The sequence below is a fragment of the Arthrobacter sp. AK01 genome, assembly GCF_021109375.1.
Lineage (GTDB): Bacteria > Actinomycetota > Actinomycetes > Actinomycetales > Micrococcaceae > Arthrobacter.
Genome location: NZ_JAJOHP010000018.1, coordinates 20773 through 38548, shown reverse-complemented (window position 1 = coordinate 38548; position 17776 = coordinate 20773). Strand labels below are relative to the sequence as shown.

Below are 17776 nucleotides of genomic sequence, written 5' to 3'. Positions count from 1 at the left end.
CTTTTGCACATACAGCCCGGTATTCCCTTGTGTCTTTTGAGGAAACACGGACTCTGTGTGCGCGCCCGCAATCAAGGTCTCAGGGAGCCCAATGAACGCCGTCCAAAGGTTCATCAGAAGCCGTGTGCTGCTGCTGACCGCGGCCATTTTGATCGTCGCTATGTGCTTGTCAGTCCTCGTCCAAAGCCAGTCGCAGGCTGCTTTGAACCGGACAGTGGACGAGAACTCGCGGGGTCTCTACGACATCCTGGTCCAGGCCAAGCCTGACCAGGCCCAAGACGGCGACGGCGGTGCCCTGATCCAGCCGGAAATCGCCAACGGCCAGGGCGGCATCAGCTTTGAGCAGCTGGAGAAGATCCGGACCATGGGCCAGACAGCCGTGGCCGCACCCATCAGCCTCGTCTCCCGCGTATCGCAGAACCTGGAGGCTCCCCGCCTCAATGCCATGGACTACCTCGGGTACAACGCCGGCCTTGCCGGAGCTGTGACAGCAGGGGATCCTTCCGCCATGGATTCCAGCAAGTGGCCTGCTGCGGAATCGGTGTTGTCCGATAGCCCCAAGAAGTACCGTTTGACCGCCTCGGCTACGAGCTCTGACGGAGTTAACCAGCAGACGCTGTTCAAGACCAGCGCCGAGGGCACCTTGGGCAAGGGCCGCTTGGTCCAGGAGCAGGCTGCGGGCGGCACCAACGTCAGGATTGCCGGCGCTGATGGCGAGACCGGCATCAAGTTCCCCGCTCCAGCCCTTGGCTCTGAGCACAACCTCTTCAATCTCTCCGTGGCACTGCCCCTGGCCCCTGAGGTGACTGAGTCCGTCGTCGCAGTGGACCCGGCCGCTGAGAGGGCGCTGCTGGGCTCCGCAGGCGACTTCCTGGCTCCGCTTGAGAAGGCTCCGCCGGCCGATGCCCGTGATGCGGGTGCCATCGGGCGCCACTTCGAGAGCCTGTTCACTACAGGCCTGAGCATGGACCAGCTGGAAGAAGGACCGGACTTCCTGGGCGTCAAGCTCAAGTACTGGGCGCCGCTGATGACGCAGTACCAGCAGGCCAAACGTGACGGTTTGCTGACCGATGATTCCCAGGCCATTCCGCTGATTGTCCGCTCGGGCACATCCCTTGACCTGCAGTACTCGGTGAAAATCGAGGAACTTGACGCAAGCGGCAAGGTGGTCAACGAGGTAGGCACCGTAACGCGCTCCTTGGACAAGGACTACCTTCCGTTCGTCTCCAAGTCCCCGTTCGCCCTCGAATGGCCGGGATCCACGGACCACAGCAAGCTTCTGGGGAGCACAGCCTCCTTCAGCCAGGGACTGTACAACCCGGCTACGTGGAGCACGGCATTTGCTGCGGCGCCCCAGTACAAGGAAGGCGACGAGGCCTCCAACGGAGCATCTGAGAAGAGCGCGACGCCGGGGGACTGGGTCACTGTCAACCGCTTGCCCGAGAAGTCGTCCTTCGGCGCGGCTGTGGACCAGACCCAACGCAAGCCGGTTGACGAGCGTTCCTACCGGGAAGACCTGGAAACGGGCAAGAAGCCGGCCGCGCCGCTGCCCATGGTGTACGGCACCTTCGACCCGGCCGATGTCCAGTCCGCAGCCGGGGACGTCAACAAGTTGCCCCTTGGCGGCTACGATCCCACTCCCATGACGCTCAGCAAGGACGCTGAAGGTAAAGACGTCGAAGGCACGGAACTGAAGCCCTCCCTGAGTGCAACAGGCCTGGTCAGCCAGTCCGCCGGTGCCATCACCGATTACTACGGTCTCGCAGCAGCGCGGGGTTACGACACCAACGCCGACGTCATTGACGCCATCCGGGTCAAGGCATCCGCCACCGGCAACTGGAAGACGGCGCAGCCGGAGGTGGAGAAGCTTGCGACGCAAATCCGCGAGCTCGGCCTCGAAGCCACTGTCGTGGCCGGTTCCGCACGTGAAGACGCCAACATCTTCGTCCCCGGGTACAGCAAGGACGACGCCGGCAAGGAGTCGCCGCTGGGTACTGTCCAGCAGTCGTGGGTCCGCCAGGATGCGGCCGACGCAGTTTCCGGTTCCCTGACCGGTACCAACATCACTTTGCTCTTCCTGACGCTTCTTGGCGCGACGCTCCTGACAGGCGCGTCCACAGTGAGCTACATCCGGCAGCGCCGGAGCGAAGCCGGAATTCTCCGGGCGATGGGTTGGACGCAGAAACGCATCCGATCCTGGGTCCTTGAGGAGTTTGCCGTCGGTGCCGCAGCCCTTGCTGCAGCAGGCGTCATTCTCAGCCTGCTGAGCTGGAACCTCGCCACGGTCATCGTGTCAGTGACCATGCTGGTCATCTACGTCGGTGCAGCGCTGCTGGCCGCCCAGCAGTTGCGTCATCGCGTGGTGATTGATCAGGAACCGCAGCTCGATGACCGCCTCGTGACAGTGGACTCGCCGCTGACATTCGCCAACAGGCAACTGACCACCAACAGGTTCAACTCGATTTCGCTGGCAGTGGCAGTGGGCGTGTTCGGTGCTGCAGTGGGTGCGTTGATCGCCTTGCTGATCGACATCCCCCGGGCAGCAGGAGCCAGTGCCTTGAGTGGGCTGGCCGCTGCGAGCATTGCCCTGCCGAGCGTCATCCTGGCCATCTTCGGCGTGGTTGTCGGCTTGCTGCTGACGCTGGTCACCGGGCGTTTCGAACTCCACGCCAAGCGGGAATACCTCGGTACCCTGCGGGCCATGGGCTGGAACCCGGACATGCTTGGACAGGTCCGCTTCTTTGAAAACGCACTGGTAGGCACCGTGGCTCTTCCCCTGGGTGTCCTGGGCGCCCTCGGGCTGGGACTGCTCCTGGCACCCTACGCGGCTCTCTGGGCCGGACTGGCCGGTCTGCTGGCCGTAATTTGCTGGATTCCGATTGCAACGAAAGTAGTCAAATGACTGACAACCTCAACCCCGAGCTGACGGCCACCCCGGAGTCCACGGACGAGTCGCTGCAAACCCGCGCCAACACCATTGTGAAGGCCGCGGACCACGCTACTCCCTTGGAACTGAGCCGGGTCACCATCCACTACGGTGGCGACAAGGGCGGTGCTGAGGAAGTCGACGTCGTCGATGACTTCAACCTCACGCTGCACGCCGGCGAGATGCACTGCATCGCCGGCCGAAGCGGCTCCGGAAAGACCAGCATCCTGACCGTGAGCGCCGGATTGACGCTTCCGACGTCGGGCAAGGTCTTTTGGGAAGGCCTGCCGCTGGACACCATGGGTGACGACGAGATCGCAGACCGTCGCCGTGCACTCATCGGCTACGTGGACCAGGGTGGCGCTTTGATCGACGGCATGAGTGCCCTGGAAAACGTCTTGCTTCCCGCCGTGCCGGATGGGGAAGTGGAACAGCGGACGGAGATGGCCAAGGACCTCCTGGACCTGGTGGGCCTCGGGCGACGCATGCGTCACCGTCCCGCCCAGCTCTCCGGCGGTGAGCGCCAGCGTGTGGCCATTGCCCGCGCCCTGATCCTTGGTACCCGCGTGCTGGTAGTGGATGAGCCCACTGCGAGCCTCGACCGGGCCGCAGCCAACCGCATCATCGGAATCCTGAAGGACACCACCAGCGATGGCATCGCTGTCCTGGTGGCCTCCCACGACCACGAGCTGGTACGGCTCAGCGATACGCTGACCGAACTTAACTAAAGCTATTTCATCCCAAAAAAAGGTAACTTCTTAGAGTGACGTCTCCAGAGAAATCCCCGTTCTACATCACCACCGCAATCAGCTACCCCAATGGCGTACCGCACATCGGCCACGCCTACGAGGTCATTGCGACTGATGCGATGGCGCGCTTCAAGCGCCTGGACGGTCATGAAGTGTTCTTCATGACCGGGACGGACGAGCACGGACTCAAGATGCAGCAGTCGGCCGAGAAGGAAGGCATCACTGCCAAGCAACTCGCGGACCGCAACTCGGCTGCGTTCAAGCAGATGAGCCAGGACCTGGGGATCTCACACGACCGCTTTATCCGCACCACCGACCAGGACCACTACGCCGCCTCGCAGGCCATTTGGAAGAAGATGGAAGCCAACGGCGACATCTACCTGTCCAAGTACGAGGGCTGGTACTCCGTCCGTGACGAGGCGTACTACGTCGAGGACGACACCGTAGTGAAGGAAGACGGTCTCCGTTACTCCAAGGAGACGGACACCTTGGTGACCTGGACGGCTGAGGAAAGCTACTTCTTCCGGCTCTCCAACTACCAGGACAAGCTCCTTGCCCTGTACGAAGAACAGCCTGAGTTCGGTGCGCCGCAGTCCCGCTTCAACGAGGTCATCAGCTTCGTCAAGCGCGGGCTCGAGGACCTGTCCATCAGCCGCACCACTTTCGACTGGGGTGTTCCGGTTCCGGGCGATGAGAAGCACGTCATGTATGTGTGGGTTGACGCCCTGACCAACTACCTGACGGGCGTGGGTTACCCGGACGTTGAGTCTGAGTCCTTCAAGAAATTCTGGCCGGCCGACGTTCACGTCATTGGCAAGGATATTTCACGCTTCCACGCGATCTACTGGCCCGCGTTCCTCATGAGCGCCGGCCTTGAATTGCCCCAGCGCGTCATGATCCACGGCTTCCTCACCAACAACGGTGTGAAGATGTCCAAGTCCTTGGGCAACGTGGTGGCACCGCAGGATTTCGTTGCCCAGTATGGTTTGGACCAGTGCCGCTACTTCTTCCTCCGCGAAGTCCCCTTCGGCGCGGACGGCAACTACAACCATGAAGCCATCGTGGGCCGCATGAACTCGGACCTGGCCAACAACTTCGGCAATCTTGCCCAACGTTCGTTGTCCATGGTGGCGAAGAACTGCGAGGGAACAGTTCCAGTGCCCGGGGAGTTCACGGCAGAAGACAAGGCATTGCTGGCGCAGGCAGGGGAGTTGCTGACGACTGCCCGTGCCGCGTTCGACAAGCAGGAGTTCAGCCGTGCCCTTGAGGCCATCTGGACAGTGCTGGGTGACACGAATGCGTACTTCGCCGATCAGGCGCCATGGGTGCTTCGCAAGACCGACGTCGAGCGCATGAACACGGTCCTTTACGTCACGTTGGAAGTAGTCCGGATTGTGGCGATCCTCGCCCAGCCGGTCATGCCGTCGTCGTCGGCCAAGCTGCTTGGAGTCCTGGGCCAGTCCGAAGGCGAAGCCCGGCAGTTCGCCGCCATCGCGACTCCGATCGTGGCGGGAACGCAGTTGCCGGCCCCCGCGCCGGTCTTCCCGAGGTACGAGGAACCCGTCGAAGCTTAAGGCTCAGGGCGCTCTCTCACTGCCTGCAGTCAAACGCGAAACGCTCTCTCACTTCCCGGCCGTATGACCGTTGGAAGTGAGAGAGCGTTTCTCTTTAAGCCGGATGAGGTGGGAGGGCGTGCGGGCCCTACGCGGTGGCCAACCCCTCAACCGGAGACAGACGTGCAGCGCGTCGGGCCGGGATCACGGATGCGAGGAGTCCGGCCACCACGGCCACCCCAAAGACCGCCGCCAGCTGCAGCCACGGCACGGCGGGCACAACTGTCGCCACGCCGCCCAGGGTTGCCTGCGCCCCCAGCCATCCGTAGACGACGCCCATGCCCGCACCCATGATGGCGGCCACGCCTGCTACGAGCACTGCCTCGATGGCCAGCATTCCGCGCAGCTGGCCCTTGGTGAGTCCCAGCGCCCTGAGGAGCGAGTTCTCCCTGGTCCGTTCAAGGACCGAAAGCGATAACGTGTTGGCCACGCCGATCAACGCGATCACCACCGCGACACCAAGCAGCCCGGTGACCACCAGCAGGAGCACGTCAATGATGCTGTTGAACGTCACCCGCTCGATCGCGGCCCCGCTGACAGTACGCTCCTGAACGCCCAAGGCTGCTGCGACTTCCTTCTGGATAGCCTGCACCCGGTCCGTGGACACAGTATCGTCCAGTTTCACCCACACCATGGCAGGGGTTTCCGGCAACGGGGCGGCGGAGATGCTGGTGCTTTCTACGAAGGCCGGGACGTGGCGGGTCCGCAAAACCTTCGCGTCGAGTGAAACGCTGCCGGCCGCCGTCGTGATCGTGGCGGGCCCCTTCGGAGAATCTTCAGGAAGGTACACGGTGCCCGGGGCCGGCTTCAGGTTGTTGTCGCGGAGCACGGATGCAGCATCAGCGGCGGAGAGGCCGTAGATCGTCGTGCCGCCGTCAGGGGTGGTGGTGTCGCTCAGTGTTCCCACAGGCTGGAGCAGGACCGCGGCGCTGACGCCGTCGAGGGTCCTGATCCTTTCCAAAGCCTGGTTGGGCTCGCCCGAGCCGTCCACTGCTGTCTGCGTGGACAGGTCCACGGGATAGTTCTCTGCCAAGGTGTCGTTGAACGCCTGCCTCGAGGTCGCTGCACCGGTCATCATCAGGGACACAAGCGTGACGCCGATCAGAAGCGCAGCCGCGGTAGCCGAGGTCCGAGCGGGGTTGCGGGTGGCGTTGACGGCGGCAAGCTTGCCCGGGACGCCAGCCGGAGCGGCCAGGCGACCGGCCACTGCAACGACTGTGGGGATGAATAGGGTGGAGCAGAGCAGGATCCCTACGAACGAGGCGGCACCACCCAGCAGTGCCACCCCCAGTGACACGTTCACGCTGCCGTACACCAGCAGCGCGGTTCCTCCGGCCAAGGCCACCAGGCCCAGGACCAGCCGGACCTTTCCGCGTTTGTTCCGGACGGAGGCGTCATCGCTGGGCCGCAAGGCGGCAAGGGGTGCGACGGCGGTGGCCGCCTTGGCGGGCACCAGCGCAGCGACTACGGTCAACAATGTTCCGGCAACAAGGCCGGCAACAATAGCCGAGGGCGGTACAGCCAACGTCGCGAAGGCCTGCTCAGGCTGGGACCTTGCCCATGCAATCAACCCGGTCATCAGGCCGGTCGCGGCAAGGACGCCCAGCACCGAGGAAAGGAAGCCGACCACCAGGGCCTCAAGCATGACTGATCCGCGGATCTGTGCCCGGCCGGCGCCGAGGCACCGCAGGAGTGCCAGCTCCCTGGTCCGTTGGGCCACCAGCACGGAGAAAGTATTGGCCACCACCAACGTCGAGACAAGGATGGCTACGCCGGCGAACGCAAGCAGCACCACGGTCAGTTGGTCCTGTCCTGCGCTGAGCATGGCCACCGTGGACGTAACCTTCTCCTGTGCCGTTTCCAGCACGGGCTCAACGGCCCCCGCAGCTTCCATTCGATGGGTGATGTACTCCTTGGCGGCGGCGACATCCTCCCCGGACTTGAGCGAGAACTGCACCCCGGTGAACCCGGCCCCGGCATCCTGGACCGCGTTGAGGACCGATTCGGACGCTACCAACTGCGCCGCCGATGATGAGAAGGGATCATTCGTGGCCTGGGTCAGGCCCGTGATGGTCACTGTGGCATTCTTGACAGGTCCGGGCCCGTGCAGCTCGAGTGTGCTCCCAACGGCGAGGCCCAGATGTTCAGCCGTCTTGACGTCAATAACAGCCTCCGAAGCCTTGACCGGCATGGATCCGGACGACAGGACCGCGCCTTCAAGCGACGCGGGGGCTGCATTTCGCAGCCGCCCGTATTGCTCGCCGCCGCCGGCCTCGAACGTGACATAAGTGGAACGTTCGGCGTAGCTATCATCCACTGCGGGGGAGGACGCGGCTGCATCCACTGCGGCCTGGGTGAACGCTTCACCGTTCTTTGACGTAGCAACGAGGTCAGCGTTGCGATAGGCCTCTCCTATGCTGGCGCCCAGGGACGCATTCGTGCTTGCACCCACCATCAGCGTGGCGGAGAGGAACATCACGGACAGCATCACAGCCAGTCCGATGGCGACGAACCGCCGGAAATGCGTCGTCACTTGGGAAAGGGCAACACGCAACATGCCTCAGGCCCCCAACTTGCCGAGGGCGGCCAGGACGGAATCTGCCGTCGGATCGTGAATCTCGCCCACCAGGCCGCCGTCGCTCATCAACACCACGCGGTCGGCGTAGCTGGCGGCCACGGGATCGTGGGTGACCATGATGATGGTTTGGCCCATTTCCTGGCTGCTTCGACGGAGCAGCGCAAGGACTTCGCCGCCGGCCTTGGAATCGAGGTTGCCGGTGGGCTCATCGCCAAACACGACGTCGGGACGCGTCAGCAGCGCGCGGGCTACGGCCACGCGCTGCTGCTGACCCCCGGAAAGCTCATGGGGTCGGTGCTTCAGGCGGTCCTTCAGGCCGAGGGTACTGACAACGGTATCCAGCCATCCGGCGTCGGCGGTGGTTCCCGCCAAGGCAAGCGGAAGCGTGATGTTCTGCTCGGCCGTCAAGGTGGGCACCAAGTTGAACGCCTGGAAGACGAAGCCGATCCGCTCCCGGCGAAGGGCGGTGAGCTGGCGATCGTTCAGCCCCGTCAAATCCGTGCCGCCCAGCACAATCCGTCCGGAATCCGCGGTATCAAGCCCGGCGAGGCAATGCATCAGGGTGGACTTTCCCGAACCGGAGGGCCCCATGATCGCGGTGAACTTCCCGGCATCGAAGCTCACCGACACTTCGTTCAGGGCCGTCACGCGGGTATCGGCCCGTCCGTAACTCTTGGACAGGGTGAAGGCCTCGACGGCGGGACGCGCCTGGTCGGCGTCCGATCCCGTGGGGTGGTCGGTTCCTGACGGGTGGGGGAGAGGCGTGAATGTTGTCATGGTTCCACGCTATGTTTTGGTGCGTCGCGCCGGGATCGGGCCTGGGGTCCATTATCTGGCAGGGGTGCTCATACCGTGGTCTGAGCTCTCAGATCCCCGGCGCCACAATCCCTGTCTCGTACGCAATCACCACTACCTGCACACGGTCCCGGGCGCCAAGCTTGGCCAGGATGTGGCCCACATGGGTCTTCACTGTTGCCTCGGATAGGAAAAGGCCCGCCGCAATCTCGGGATTCGACTGTCCCTGCGCGATCAGTTGGAACACTTCACGCTCGCGGGTCGTCAGCCGCTCTACGGCAGCGGCGTGCTCGCTCTGTTCAGGGGTCTGCGTCCGCAGCAGCGGCGCCACATGGTCAAGCAAACGCCGGGTGGTGGAGGGAGCGATCACGGCGTCCCCACGGTAAACGGTCCGGATTGCTTCAAGGAGTTCTTCGGGTGGCGCATCCTTCAGGAGGAATCCGCTGGCGCCGGCCTGGATAGCAGCCAGGGCGTACTCATCGAGATCGAACGTGGTCAGGACGACGATTTTGATGTCCGCGCGTTGGGATCCAGAAGGTTGCGCCGCTGCCTGCTCCAGGATGCGGCGGGTTGCCTCGATGCCATCCATCCCGGGCATACGAACATCCATCAGGACCACATCGGCAGCGGTGGCGGCAAGGGCCTGGACAGCCTCGATCCCGTTTCCCGCCTCGGCGACCACTTCAAGGTCGGGCTGTGAATTGATCAGCATGCCAAAGCCCGAACGGACCAAATGCTGGTCATCAACGAGTGCGACCCTGATGGGCGCAGGAACTTCTGGCATGGCTTAGGCCTCCGAGTAGGGGATAAAAGCGGACACACGGAAACCGCCGCCCTGTTCCGGACCTGCGGTCAAGGAACCATCGTAGAGGGAGACCCGCTCTCCCATTCCCCGCAAGCCGTTGCCGCCACCGGCTGCTGGCGGATCCGCAGCGGCGCCGCGGCCGTCGTCGACGATATCCAGTTGAAGTCCACGTGCCTGCCATGTCAGGGTGACGCCCGCCGTCGCCCTCGGTCCAGCATGCTTCATGACGTTGGTGAGGGCCTCCTGGATGATCCGGTAGGCAGTGAGTTCCGCGCCAGCGGGGAGGGCCCGGCGGGGGACACCACTCTGTTCGAAAGCCACCTGCAAGGTAGCGGCTCGGAAGCCGAGGAGCAGTTCGTCCAGGTCGGACAGCCGGGGTTGCGGGCGCGTGGGGGAGTCGTCATCGGAGCGGAGGACTCCCAGGAGCCGTCGCATCTCACCCAGCGAGTCCCTGCCTGTCGCGGCAATGGTTGCCAGTGCTTCGGTAGCGAGCTCGGGCTTCGCGGCGGCTGCATAACGGGCGCCGTCCGCCTGGGTGATGATCACTGAGAGTGAGTGGGCCACGATGTCGTGCATTTCCCGGGCGATATGGGAGCGTTCGTCGGCGGCGGCCAGTTTCCGCTCCTGGACCTGTTCCACTTCCATCCGCCGTGTCCGGTCCTCGAGGGCCTGGAGTTGGAGCCGGCGTACCCGGGTCAGATCGCCCAGGGTCCAGCTCACCAGGACCAGCATCCAAATCAGGACCGTGTAGAGCGCTCCGATGGTGAGCCCCATGATCCCCGACTCGGCAGTACTGGAGTATTCGCGAGTAGTCAGCATGATGCCACCCAGCATGCCGGCCACCAGCACCGTGCGGCTCGCCCAGGCCGGCCCGTAGGCTGCGGTTGCATAGATGACAAGCGGGACTGCGATCTGGCCCGCCACCGGTTCGGCGCCTACTGCCCACTGAATAAGGCATACAAGAATGACGACGCCGGCCGCCACGGCCGGGCGCGTCCGCCGCCAGGCCAGCGGAAGCAGGAGGCTGCACGAAAGGACAAAGAGCCCGGGCCGGGAGGCGAGCAGGTAGACCGGACCGAAAAGGAGTATCAGCAGCGAGGTGGCCGTCATATCCACTGTGAAGCGGTTGATGCGGAACCATTCGTAAACTGCGTGCCTTCTATCCACGCTTAGACTCTATGCGCTTGTTCCCTGCCCGGACATCATGCCGTGGTCTGACTTCGCGCTGTTGCGTGTTCGCAGAATGAGACGATTTTGACCAGCATGTGGATTGCTTGGCTAGATAGAGCTATGAGTGCAACGTCCATCAATCTCGCTGTCATCCCTGGCGACGGCATTGGCCCAGAGGTCATCGCCGAAGCCGTCAAGGTCCTCGAAAAGGCTGTCGCCGTGGAGGGCGTCGCCCTTGAGCTGACCAACTACAAGCTCGGTGCCCAGCACTGGCTGGAGACTGGCGAGACCCTTCCGGACGAGGTCCTGGCGGACCTGCGCACGCGCGACGCCATTCTTTTCGGCGCAGTGGGTGCGGCCCCCGGCGATACGCGAATCCCCTCCGGCATCATCGAACGCGAGATGCTGCTCAAGCTCCGCTTCAGCCTGGACCACTACGTGAACCTGCGCCCGTCCCGTCTGTACGGAACGGTCGGCAGCCCTTTGGCGAACCCCGGCACCATCGACTTCATCGTGGTCCGCGAAGGTACCGAGGGTCCTTATGTCGGCAACGGCGGCACGCTGCGTGGCGGCACCCCGCACGAGGTTGCAACCGAGGTTTCGCTCAATACCGCCCATGGCGTTGAGCGCGTGGTGCGCGATGCGTTCCGCCGCGCCAGCGAGCGTCCGCGCAAGCACGTCACACTCGTCCATAAGCACAATGTCCTGGTTTACGCCGGGCACCTGTGGAAGCGGACCGTCGAGGCCGTGGCCCAGGAATTCCCCGAGGTCACCCACGATTACCTGCACATCGATGCTGCCACCATTTTCATGGTGACCGACCCCTCCCGCTTTGATGTCATCGTCACCGACAACCTGTTCGGCGACATCCTTACCGACCTCGCTGCTGCCATTACCGGTGGCATCGGCCTGGCGGCATCGGGCAATATCAACATGGACCGCACAGCGCCGTCCATGTTTGAACCCGTCCACGGCTCCGCTCCGGACATCGCCGGTCAGCAGAAAGCCGATCCCACCGCGGCCATCCTCTCCGCAGTGCTTCTCCTGGACCACCTTGGCTACACCACGGCGGCCCGCAAGATCGAGGCGGCAGTGATCGCCGACGTCGAGAGCCGCACCGGCGAGCCACGCAGCACAGCTGCCATTGGCGACGCTATCGCGGCCGCACTTTAGGCCCAATTCTCAGGCGTAAGCTTGTCTTGAATTATTTACCTGCTTCCCTGGTCCATCGCTGAACCACACCCTTTGGGACCCGGTTCACCCTGCCAGGTAGCTGACTGTGGAGGAAACATGACTCAGACTGCCCATGGCGTCGAATTCAGCCAGCAGCTTTCGGAAACACCGAAATCTGCTGAGGAGCGTGCAGCCGTCCTGGCGAACCCAGGCTTCGGCGACTACTTCACCGACCACACCGCCGTCGTCGACTACAAAGTTGACGCCGATGGCAATGGCGGTTGGCAGAATGCCCGGATCGAGCCTTACGGACCCATTTCCCTGGACCCCTCGGCTGCTGTCCTGCATTACGGCCAGGAAATCTTCGAGGGCCTCAAGGCCTACCGCCACGCTGACGGCTCCGTCTGGACGTTCCGCCCCGAAGCCAACGCTGCGCGCCTGAACAAGTCGGCCCGCCGCCTTGCCCTTCCGGAACTTCCGGAGGAGTACTTCCTCGGCGCCATCCGCGAACTCGTGCAGGCTGACAAGGGATGGGTTCCTTCCGGCGACGGCGAAGCCCTTTACCTGCGTCCGTTCATGATCGCTACCGAGGCGTTCCTGGGTGTGCGTGCCGCCCGCGAAGTATCCTTCCGCGTCATCGCTTCTCCCGCCGGCAACTACTTCGGCGGCGAACTCAAGCCGGTCTCCATCTGGATCTCCCGTGAATACGCACGCGCAGGCCGCGGCGGTACGGGCGCAGCGAAGTGCGGTGGCAACTACGCAGCCTCCTTGATCGCACAGCAGGAAGCCGAAGCGAACGGTTGCAAGCAGGTCTTGTTCCTGGACCACTTCAACGACGACGCCGTGGAAGAACTCGGCGGCATGAACGTCTTCTTCGTCATGAAGGACGGCTCGCTTGTCACTCCCGCGCTCAGCGGCACCATCCTGGAAGGCGTTACCCGGATGTCCGTCATCCAGGTGGCCAAGGACATGGGCCGCGAAGTCACCGAGCGCAAGATCACCCTTGATGAGTGGCGTGATGGCGTTGCCTCCGGCGAGATCACCGAGGTCTTCGCTTGCGGCACCGCGGCTGTGATCACGCCGATCGGTGTCCTCAAGGACGCAACGGAATTCATCGGCTCCGAGGACGCCAAGGCGGGCGAGACCACCATGGCTATCCGCGAGCAGCTCCTGGGCATCCAGACCGGAACCGTCGAGGACCGACACGGCTGGCTGACGCGCCTGGTCTAAGTCTCAGTATTTCCTGCCACAACCGAAACGCACGACGGCGGTCCTTTCCCTTGGTGACAAGCGGAAGGGCCGCCGTTCTGCGTCGGGATGCTCTCTCACCTTCCGCGGCTTTCTTGTGACCGCTCTCTCACCTCCTGTCGGAGGCGAGCTAATCGGCGACGACGGCACTACGGCCGGGTGACGGCGTCGGGCCTTTTGAGGGTGGTTGGTGAGAGGGGGATGGCTGGATGGGGGTGATTGGTGAGAGAGCGTCGCATCGGTGCCAAGATGGGACAGTGACTTCCGAATCAATAGCGACCTCCAACGACTCTTCCCTGCAGCGCAGCAGTGACCTCACCCGCTTCCGTTTGGCCCCGAACCCAGGACCGATGAGCCTGGACGGCACCAATTCCTACGTCATCGGAGCCCCGGGATCGGGCCACGTGGCTGTAGTTGACCCGGGTCCGGAAGACGAGCAGCACCTGGCGGAGTTGGCGGCGGCCGGCGCAGTGGACGTCGTGCTCATCACGCACCGGCACGCAGACCACACGGAAGCCTCCGCGCGCTTCCACGAACTAACGGGAGCCCCGGTCCGGGCTGTATCCCCGGAACACTGCCTTGGCGGCGAGCCACTCCACGATGGCGAAGTCCTGAACGCAGGCGGCATCGAAATCCGCGTCGTGGCAACCCCGGGCCACACTTCCGACTCAGTGTGCTTCCATCTCCCCGCCGACGGTCCCCATGGCTCAGTACTGACGGGGGACACCATCCTGGGCCGCGGCACCACGGTGCTGGACTACCCGGATGGCAGGCTGGGCGACTACCTTGCCAGCTTGGACCGCTTGGAAGCGCTCGGCCCCGCAACGCTCCTCCCAGCCCATGGACCCGTGCTTCCAGCCCTGGACGCGAAATGCCGTGAATACCGCGAACACCGGGAACAACGGCTTGATCAAATCAGGGCGGCGCTGAACCAGTTGGGCGCGGACGCCTCGATCCCTGCGGTCACCGATGCCGTCTATCCCGACGTCGACCCCTCCGTCAGGTGGGCCGCTGAGACTTCGGTTGCGGCCCAAGTGGATTACCTCCGGAGCTAAGCCCGGACGGTAGGCTTGAGCCCATGCGTATCGCCCGGTTTGTAGTTGATTCTGATCCCCTTTACGGCGTTGTCGAAGGTGAGCCCGGCAGTGAGGAAATCACTGTCATCAATGGTGACCCGTTCTTCAACGGCGTCGAACGTACCCATGTGAAGCACAAGCTCGAGGACGTGCGGCTCCTGGCGCCCATCATTCCCCGCAGCAAGGTGATTGGTGTCGGCCGGAACTTCGCCGAGCACGCAGCGGAACTGGGAAATGAAGTTCCCCAGCAGCCGTTGTTGTTCCTGAAGCCCAATACTTCGGTGATCGGGCCGAACGACCCCATCATCCTTCCCGAGTTCTCGGAGGAAGTCTCCTTCGAAGCCGAGCTGTGCGTGGTCATTGGCCGCATCTGCAAGGACGTCCCCGAAGAGCGGGCGGACGACGTCATCTTCGGCTATACCTGTGGCAATGACCTCACCGCCCGCGATGTGCAGAAAACGGACCTTCAATGGGCCCGTGCCAAGGGCTTCGACACCTCTGCGCCGCTGGGTCCGTGGATCGAAACCGAACTCGACCACGAGGACCTCTCCATCCAAGGCCGCCTCAACGGTGAACTCCGCCAGGACGGCAGCACCAACCAGATGATCCGAGGCGTACGCGAACTCGTCTCGATCGTTTCGCATGCCTTCACCCTCCTTCCGGGTGACGTCATCATGACCGGCACCCCGGCCGGTGTTGGCCTGGTCAGCGAGGGCGACCGCTTCGAAGTGGAGATTGAGGGCATCGGCCGCCTCTCCAACCCGGTGGTTCGCCGCTAGGCTCCCGGCTAAACCTCAAAATGCCACACGCCGACGGCGGCCCGCGCCGTTGACACGAAAGGTAAGTGCCGCCGTCGAGCACTTTCGACCGGGAAACCCAAGCTGCGCCAAGCGGTAAAGTTGGAACCACTATGACTACTGCTTCTGCGTCGAACGCTGCCCCCAGCGCCATCCCTGCCGTTAACGCCGAGACTCCGGTCCGCGTCCGTTTTTGCCCGTCACCGACGGGAACACCGCACGTTGGCCTGATCCGCACCGCCCTGTTCAACTGGGCCTATGCGCGCCACACCGGTGGAAAGCTGATCTTCCGTATCGAGGACACGGACTCTGCCCGTGACAGCGAGGAGAGCTACCACCAGCTTCTGGATGCGCTCAAGTGGCTCGGCATCAACTGGGATGAGGGCGTGGAGGTTGGCGGACCGCACGAGCCTTACCGCCAGTCGCAGCGGGGCGACATCTACCAGGACGTCATCGCCAAGCTCAAGGCCGGAGGACACGTTTACGAGTCCTACTCCACGCCTGATGAGATCGAAGCCCGCCACAAGGCTGCCGGCCGCGACCCGAAGCTGGGCTACGACGGCTTCGACCGCCACCTGACGGAGGAGCAGCTGGCACAGTTCAAGGCCGAAGGCCGCGAGGCCGTCCTGCGTCTGCGCATGCCGGACGAGGACCTCACGTTCAACGACCTCGTCCGCGGCGAGATCACCTTCAAAGCCGGCTCCGTCCCCGACTTTGCCGTGGTCCGCGCAAACGGTGCCCCGCTCTACACCCTGGTGAACCCGGTGGATGACGCGTTGATGGGTATCACCCACGTCCTGCGCGGCGAGGACCTGCTGAGCTCCACCCCGCGCCAGATCGCACTGTACCGCGCGCTCTACGCCATCGGTGTGGCCGAGTACATGCCGGAGTTCGGCCACCTGCCGTATGTCATGGGCCAGGGCAACAAGAAGCTTTCCAAGCGTGACCCGGAGTCCAGCCTGTTCCTGCACCGCGAACGTGGGTTCATTCCCGAGGGCCTGCTCAATTACCTCTCGCTGCTGGGCTGGTCCCTGAGCGCGGATGAGGACATCTTCACGGTGGAGCAGCTCGTGGCGAACTTCGACATCCACGATGTCCTGGGCAACCCTGCCCGCTTCGACATCAAGAAGGCCGAAGCCATCAATGGAACCCACGTCCGGATGCTCTCGCCGGAAGACTTCAAAGAGCGGTTGGTCCCGTACCTTCGTACAGCAGGTTTCGTAGGTGAGATCCTCACTCCGCGGCAGGAAGAGATCCTCGCAGAGGCAGCCCCGCTGGTCCAGGAACGCATCACCCTTCTGGGCGAGGCTCCCGAGATGCTGGCCTTCCTGTTCAAGGCCGACGACGCGATCGACGTTGCCGATGACGCGCGTAAGGGCCTGCCGGCCAACCTTGAGGAAGTCCTTGACGCTGCCCTGGCGGCCCTGGAGCCCATCGAAGAATGGACGGCCGAGAACATCCAGAGCGCCCTGAAGCAGGCGCTGGTCGAGGACCTGGGCATCAAGCCGCGTGCAGCGTTCGGGCCTGTCCGCACCGCCATCTCGGGCCGCCGCATTTCCCCGCCGTTGTTTGAGTCCATGGTGATCCTGGGTAAGGACTCGTCCCTGGGCCGCGTTCGCGCGTTCCGCGGCTAAGAGCAGCCACGTCATGGCTATTGCAAGCTCATTCGGCACCATCCGCGGTGTCCTCTTCGACATCGACGACACCTTGGTGGACCTTGAGTACGCCATGACGACAGCGTTGCGTGATGTCAGTGAACATCTCCTGCCCGGCCTCGACCAGGCCGGGTGGGTGAAGTTCGGGCGCATTTTCACCCACGAAACCACGCACTTCTACGACCGTTACCTGGCTGGCGAGCTGACCTTCAACGAGCAGCGACTGCTTCGCGGCCGGGCTGCCCTTGGCCATTTTGGCGTGGAGCTTGGCGATGGTGACGAATCACAGGCGTGGGTGAGCGAGTACCACCAACGCCAGACGGCGTACGTGAGGGCTTTCGACGACGTCGAACAGGTCCTGGACGCACTCGATGCCGCCGGCATTCCCTATGGAGCCGTCAGCAACAACGTTCATGACTACCAGCGCGCCAAGCTGGACGGTGCGGGCCTTTCCAGGATCAAGGTCCTCGTGGGCACAGACACTGTGGGCGCGGCCAAGCCGGAGCCTGCCATCTACCTTGAGGGTGTCCGCCTGCTGGGTACCGCCGCGGAGGAGACCCTCTACGTCGGTGACAACAGGCTGCTCGACGCCGATGGTGCGACGGCGGCCGGACTCATTGGCGTCTGGCTCAACAGGACCGGGGAAGTGGTGGAAGAGTTCACAGGACGCCAGGTGGACTCACTGTCGCGGCTGCTCGCTAAAGCCCCTACTGCGGCGTGAGATTCATGTGATGCAGGTAACGGCTTCTCGATTTGTGCAGGTGGCAAGACTCCGGTAGAGTCATTACTCGTGCTGAGGGGCACGGAGGGAAAAGCTGAGGGAAACCGAAGCGCGGAACTCCGGTCCGAAAGTCACTTTGGGATATGGTGTAATTGGCAACACTACGGTTTCTGGTACCGTCATTCTAGGTTCGAGTCCTGGTATCCCAGCTCTGAAAATCCGCGTCAACACGCTGGAAATTCGGAACCTCCAAGCCGCTGAAGCGATTTGGAGCGAGGCTGAAAGTATGAAATACTCATTCAGCTTGATCGCCGGAAACGGTGATAAAAAGTGCAAGGCCCCATCGTATAGCGGCCTAGTACGCCGCCCTCTCACGGCGGTAACGCGGGTTCGAATCCCGCTGGGGTCACCACCGAATCCCCCGGAACTCACGTTCCGGGGGATTTCTTTTTGCCCGTTTTCCACCTGCT

13 protein-coding genes and 2 tRNA genes are annotated in these 17776 nt (G+C 63.4%); 11 read left to right on the top strand and 4 right to left on the bottom strand.

Annotation, left to right across the window (positions count from 1 at the left end; genetic code table 11):
• Positions 1 to 91 precede the first annotated feature (91 nt).
• Genes LN996_RS08455 through metG form a run of 3 tightly spaced genes read left to right on the top strand, consistent with a single transcriptional unit; the run spans position 92 to position 5249 of the window.
• Positions 92 to 2902 carry an FtsX-like permease family protein gene (locus LN996_RS08455; protein WP_231339960.1) on the top strand — a complete coding sequence of 937 codons (2811 nt, stop codon included), beginning with the start codon at positions 92 to 94 and terminating at the stop codon, positions 2900 to 2902.
• Positions 2899 to 3654, top strand: coding sequence for an ABC transporter ATP-binding protein (locus LN996_RS08450; protein WP_159702203.1), 756 nt, complete (start codon positions 2899 to 2901; stop codon positions 3652 to 3654). The genes LN996_RS08455 and LN996_RS08450 overlap by 4 nt, the downstream gene beginning before the upstream one ends.
• A 35-nt stretch (positions 3655 to 3689) precedes the next feature.
• Positions 3690 to 5249 (top strand): methionine--tRNA ligase, encoded by a 1560-nt coding sequence (metG, locus tag LN996_RS08445; protein WP_231339959.1) that lies wholly within the window; start codon positions 3690 to 3692, stop codon positions 5247 to 5249.
• Between the two features lie 127 nt (positions 5250 to 5376).
• On the opposite strand, the gene LN996_RS08440 is transcribed toward metG, so the two are convergent.
• The 4 genes from LN996_RS08440 to LN996_RS08425 all read right to left on the bottom strand — a co-directional run bounded on the left by LN996_RS08440 (position 5377) and on the right by LN996_RS08425 (position 10633).
• A complete protein-coding gene (locus LN996_RS08440; RefSeq protein ID WP_231339958.1) occupies positions 5377 to 7821 on the bottom strand; it encodes an ABC transporter permease in 2445 nt (814 codons plus the stop codon).
• A gap of 27 nt (positions 7822 to 7848) precedes the next feature.
• Positions 7849 to 8643 (bottom strand): ABC transporter ATP-binding protein, encoded by a 795-nt coding sequence (locus LN996_RS08435; RefSeq protein WP_231339957.1) that lies wholly within the window; start codon positions 8641 to 8643, stop codon positions 7849 to 7851.
• 88 nt (positions 8644 to 8731) lie between these two features.
• Positions 8732 to 9445: a response regulator transcription factor gene (locus LN996_RS08430; protein WP_231339956.1), complete on the bottom strand. Its 714-nt coding sequence runs from the start codon at positions 9443 to 9445 to the stop codon at positions 8732 to 8734.
• A gap of 3 nt (positions 9446 to 9448) precedes the next feature.
• Positions 9449 to 10633, bottom strand: coding sequence for a sensor histidine kinase (locus LN996_RS08425; RefSeq protein ID WP_231339955.1), 1185 nt, complete (start codon positions 10631 to 10633; stop codon positions 9449 to 9451).
• Positions 10634 to 10756: 123 nt separating this feature from the next.
• On the opposite strand from LN996_RS08425, the gene LN996_RS08420 reads away from it, so the two are divergent.
• The 8 genes from LN996_RS08420 (at position 10757) to LN996_RS08385 (ending at position 17718) form a co-directional block, all read left to right on the top strand.
• Positions 10757 to 11809 carry a 3-isopropylmalate dehydrogenase gene (locus tag LN996_RS08420; RefSeq protein WP_231339954.1) on the top strand — a complete coding sequence of 351 codons (1053 nt, stop codon included), beginning with the start codon at positions 10757 to 10759 and terminating at the stop codon, positions 11807 to 11809.
• A gap of 117 nt (positions 11810 to 11926) precedes the next feature.
• The gene (locus LN996_RS08415; RefSeq protein WP_231339953.1) at positions 11927 to 13039 is read left to right on the top strand and encodes a branched-chain amino acid aminotransferase; all 1113 of its coding nucleotides are present in this window, start codon (positions 11927 to 11929) and stop codon (positions 13037 to 13039) included.
• A 275-nt stretch (positions 13040 to 13314) separates the two neighbouring features.
• Complete coding sequence (locus LN996_RS08410; protein WP_231339952.1) at positions 13315 to 14112, top strand: MBL fold metallo-hydrolase; 798 nt, start codon at positions 13315 to 13317, stop codon at positions 14110 to 14112.
• Positions 14113 to 14135: 23 nt separating this feature from the next.
• Positions 14136 to 14912 carry a fumarylacetoacetate hydrolase family protein gene (locus LN996_RS08405; protein WP_090818840.1) on the top strand — a complete coding sequence of 259 codons (777 nt, stop codon included), beginning with the start codon at positions 14136 to 14138 and terminating at the stop codon, positions 14910 to 14912.
• Between the two features lie 131 nt (positions 14913 to 15043).
• A complete protein-coding gene (gene gltX, locus LN996_RS08400; RefSeq protein ID WP_231339951.1) occupies positions 15044 to 16564 on the top strand; it encodes a glutamate--tRNA ligase in 1521 nt (506 codons plus the stop codon).
• Positions 16565 to 16577: 13 nt separating this feature from the next.
• Entirely contained in the window at positions 16578 to 17306 is a 729-nt protein-coding gene (locus LN996_RS08395; RefSeq protein ID WP_231339950.1) for an HAD family hydrolase, read from the top strand.
• Between the two features lie 137 nt (positions 17307 to 17443).
• Positions 17444 to 17515 (top strand) — tRNA-Gln (locus LN996_RS08390).
• A gap of 127 nt (positions 17516 to 17642) precedes the next feature.
• Positions 17643 to 17718 (top strand) — tRNA-Glu (locus tag LN996_RS08385).
• Positions 17719 to 17776 lie beyond the last annotated feature (58 nt).

Bases quoted from the DNA above. Each gene is read 5' to 3' on its own strand.
- LN996_RS08430 (WP_231339956.1), bottom strand. From the start codon at position 9,445: ATGCCAGAAGTTCCTGCGCCCATCAGGGTCGCACTCGTTGATGACCAG.
- LN996_RS08455 (WP_231339960.1), top strand. From the start codon at position 92: ATGAACGCCGTCCAAAGGTTCATCAGAAGCCGTGTGCTGCTGCTGACC.
- LN996_RS08450 (WP_159702203.1), top strand. From the start codon at position 2,899: ATGACTGACAACCTCAACCCCGAGCTGACGGCCACCCCGGAGTCCACG.
- LN996_RS08435 (WP_231339957.1), bottom strand. From the start codon at position 8,643: ATGACAACATTCACGCCTCTCCCCCACCCGTCAGGAACCGACCACCCC.
- gltX (WP_231339951.1), top strand. From the start codon at position 15,044: ATGACTACTGCTTCTGCGTCGAACGCTGCCCCCAGCGCCATCCCTGCC.
- LN996_RS08415 (WP_231339953.1), top strand. From the start codon at position 11,927: ATGACTCAGACTGCCCATGGCGTCGAATTCAGCCAGCAGCTTTCGGAA.
- LN996_RS08420 (WP_231339954.1), top strand. From the start codon at position 10,757: ATGAGTGCAACGTCCATCAATCTCGCTGTCATCCCTGGCGACGGCATT.
- LN996_RS08405 (WP_090818840.1), top strand. From the start codon at position 14,136: ATGCGTATCGCCCGGTTTGTAGTTGATTCTGATCCCCTTTACGGCGTT.
- LN996_RS08395 (WP_231339950.1), top strand. From the start codon at position 16,578: ATGGCTATTGCAAGCTCATTCGGCACCATCCGCGGTGTCCTCTTCGAC.